Here is a 4,094-nt window from a genome sequence, read left to right on the forward strand (position 1 = left end):
AGGTCATCGCCATCGATATCCGTTGCGCCATCAAGTAGGTCCTCATCAGTGAACAGCAAGACGCCATCTTCACCAATTGTGAACGCTTGATCTTCTGGCTGCGGCAAATCATTAACTGGGTTAACGGTTAGGTCCGCCGTTGCAACAATAGTGTCGCTGCCGTCGTTGATATCGAACGTGATATCAATGTCGCCATTAAAGTTCGCATCTGGCGTGATAGTGAAGCTACCATCGTCGTTTGCGGTAACTGTTGCATCACCGTCAACCACTAGGTTAGACGCACTCAGCGCATCACCTTCTACATCCGTTGCTTGTACCAACAATTGTTCTTGGCTTAGCGTGATTGAGTTGTCTTCGTCGACACTGTAAGCCAAGTCACCCGATACTGGAGCATCATTGATTGGCAGAACATCAATGTTTGCCGTCGTCGAAGCGGTCGCACCATCTTCGTCCACGACTACAACATCAAGATTCACTTCACCATTGAAGTTTTGGTTTGGTGCAAAGCTGAACGTACCATCACCATTGTCGGTAAAGATACCTTCACTGCCACTGTAGCTCACGCTATCTAGTGCTACTTCACCTTCAATATCGGAAGAGTTTGCCAACAACTGTTCTGCACTGATGGTGATGACTTCATCTTCATCAATGGTGTAACTGGTTGCGCCTGCGATTGGAGGATCGTTCACCTCAAGAACGGTAATACCCGCTGTTGTTGTATCAACCGCGCCGTCCTCGTCAACCACGACAACATCTAGGCTCACTTCGCCATTGAAGTTTTCGTTTGGTGAGAAGGTGTAAGTACCATCGCCATTAATTTCTAGCACACCGTCGTTACCGCTGTAGCTCACGCTGCTGATCGCAACATCACCCTCGATATCAGACGAATTAGCCAGTAGTTGCTCGTTACTGATGGTAATCGAATTGTCTTCATGCACTGTGTAGGACGTGCTGCCTGCCACCGGTGGATCGTTCTCTGGCGTCACACTCACATCAATGTTGGCAGAGGTCGTATCCGTACCGTCTGACACATCGAAAGTAAAGTTCACATCGCCATTGAAGTTCTCATTCGGTGCGAAGCTGTACGTGCCATCGCCATTGTCGGTTAGGACACCGTCCGCGCCAGTGTATGTGACACCTTCTACCGATAGGTCATCGCCATCGATATCGGTTGCACCATCCAACAGGTCTTGATCAGTAAAGGTCAACACGCCATCTTCACCAATGGTGAACGCTTGATCTTCTGGCTGTGGTAGGTCGTTAACTGGATTAACCGTTAGATCTGCCGTCGCGACCAAGGTGTCAGAACCATCACTGATATCAAACGTGATATCAATGTCGCCATTGAAGTTCGCGTCGGGCGTAATGGTAAAGCTACCATCGTCATTAGCCGTAACCGTCGCATCACCGTCAACCACTAGGTTGGAAGCGGTTAGTGCATCACCTTCTACATCCGTTGCTTGAGCGAGAAGCTGCTCTTGGCTTAGCGTGATTGAGTTGTCTTCGTCGACACTGTAAGCCAAGTCACCCGATACTGGGGCATCATTGATTGGCAGAACATCAATGTTTGCCGTCGTCGAAGCGGTCGCACCATCTTCGTCCACGACTACAACATCAAGGTTCACTTCACCATTGAAGTTTTGGTTTGGTGCAAAGCTGAACGTACCATCACCATTGTCGGTAAAGATACCTTCGCTGCCACTGTAGCTCACGCTATCTAGTGCTACCTCACCTTCAATATCGGAAGAGTTTGCCAACAACTGTTCTGCACTGATGGTGATGACTTCATCTTCATCAATGGTGTAACTGGTTGTACCTGCGATTGGTGGATCGTTCACCTCAAGAACGATAATACCCGCTGTTGTTGTATCAACCGCGCCGTCCTCGTCAACCACGACAACATCTAGGCTAACATCGCCTGTAAAGTTTTCGTTTGGTGAGAAGGTGTAAGTACCATCGCCATTAATTTCTAGCACACCGTCGTTACCGCTGTAACTCACGCTACTGATCGCAACATCACCCTCGATATCAGACGAATTAGCCAGTAGTTGCTCGTCACTGATGGTGATCGAGTTGTCTTCATGTACTGTGTAAGACGTGCTGCCCGCAACTGGAGGATCGTTCTCTGGCGTCACACTCACATCAATGTTGGCAGAGGTCGTATCCGTACCGTCTGACACATCAAAAGTGAAGTTCACGTCACCATTGAAGTTCTCATTCGGCGCGAAGCTGTACGTGCCATCACCATTGTCGGTTAGGACACCGTCCGCGCCAGTGTAAGTCACGCCTTCAACTGTTAGGTTGTCACCTTCTACATCCGTCGCGCCTGTTAATAGGTCTGCATCTGTAAAGGTAAGAAGACCGTCCTCACCCACGGTGAACGCTTGATCTTGTGGCTCTGGAGCGTCATTGACTGGTGTAACGGTTAGGTCAAGACCAGCAGCAACCACTTCTTCGCCATCCGTGACATCGTAACTAAACTCAATGTCGCCGTAGAAGTTCTCGCTTGGAGTAATGGTGAAGCTGCCATCCTCGTTCATTTCAACCGTTGCATTTTCATCATTGGTGCTCAGGTTGATTGCACTTAGGTCATCACCATCGATATCAACGGCATGCTCAAGTAACTGCTCTTGAGTCAGCGTAATGCTGTTGTCTTCAGCAGTTACCGCAGTGATATCACCCGTCACTTCTGGTGCATCATTGGTTGGCGAGATATGAATCGTCACATCTTGCGTCGCTGTCGCCGTTGTACCTGTATCCACATCCGTAGAGGTTGCATTTACGGTTAGCGTCACATCGCCGTTGAAGTCCGCAGAAGGGATAAACTCTAGTCCTTCTAGCTCGCCTGGTTGTAGTGACCAAGTGCCGTCACCATTATCGACACCCGCTGATAGTGCGCTGCCTTCTGGCACATCTTCAATCAAGATTGAGAGGTTTTCTGAACCATCGGTATCGCTTAACGCTGCATCGATATCAAGCGGCACTGGAGTATCTTCGGTACCAATGATTTGATAATCCGCGTCCGCTACCGTGATTTCGATGTTGTCGATACCAAACGATTCATCCCAAACGTCTTGATTCAAAGTTGAACCGAAGCCAAGTTGCAATTCGCCATCCTCGACAGGAACCGTTAGGTTAATTTGGTGAGCTTGGTCGTTCCAACCACTGAAGCCTTCACGTTGAGAGGCTCCGTGGATCACTTCACCCACTTCATTACCATCTGAGTCGTAGAGCGTTGTCGTACCATCTTGAGTACGGAACGCGGAGTTCTCCAAGGTGGTTAGCTGTTCGCCGCCCACAAAGATTTGGAACGACTCGCCATCCCAAGAGTCGATTTCGTAGAAGCTAAACGAAATATTCACTTCATTAACATCACTTGGAATATCGTAAGTTTTGCTGACCGCTTCATCACCGCCAGTGCCACCAATACGACCCAGCATGTCGCCCGTTTCGAAGCCTTGTGAACTTTCGGTGTTCGCGTTCCAACCGTTCGAGCCAGACTCGAAGTTATCAGAAGCAATCACCAAGTCCGAAGCAATCGAAAGCTCTGGCATATCAACCACAGATTGAACATCAATGTTCGCTTCTGCTGGTACGGTTGCAGTGCCATCGTTGACATCAAACGTCACGTTCACGTTGCCATCGAAGTTTTCATTCGGAGCGAAGGTGTACGTGCCGTCACCGTTATCAACCAAAGTACCGCTGTCAGAAGCAACGTTTTCAACCGTTAGGTTATCACCATCGATATCACCTGCATTTTGCAGCAGTTGCTCTTCGGTGAAGGTGAAGCTTGTGTCTTCTTGCGTGACGAACTGTGGCTGACCAACCGTTGGTAGGTCGTTCACTGGGTTCACAGTCAGATCGGCAGTGGCTTGAATGGTCGCATCGCCGTCCGTAATGTCGAAGCTCAGATCAATGTCGCCATTGAAGTCCGCATCCGGTGTGATAGTGAAGCTGCCGTCATTATTCTCAACAACGGTCGCATTGCCGTCAACAGTGAGGTTGGATGCAGTTAGGTCATCGCCATCCACGTCGCCGGCTTGAGCAAGAAGCTGCTCTTGGCTTAGCGTGATAGAACCGTCTTCATCCACGCT

The 4,094-nt window shown here is 49.3% G+C and carries 1 protein-coding gene; it reads right to left on the bottom strand.

Features of this window, described 5'->3' with window-relative positions:
• The coding region (locus KI742_RS22070; protein WP_285445311.1) for a tandem-95 repeat protein at nt 1–4,094 on the bottom strand (4,094 nt) is incomplete at both ends.

This window comes from Vibrio sp. D417a (genome assembly GCF_030248595.1).
In the GTDB taxonomy this organism is placed as follows: Bacteria; Pseudomonadota; Gammaproteobacteria; order Enterobacterales; family Vibrionaceae; genus Vibrio; species Vibrio alginolyticus.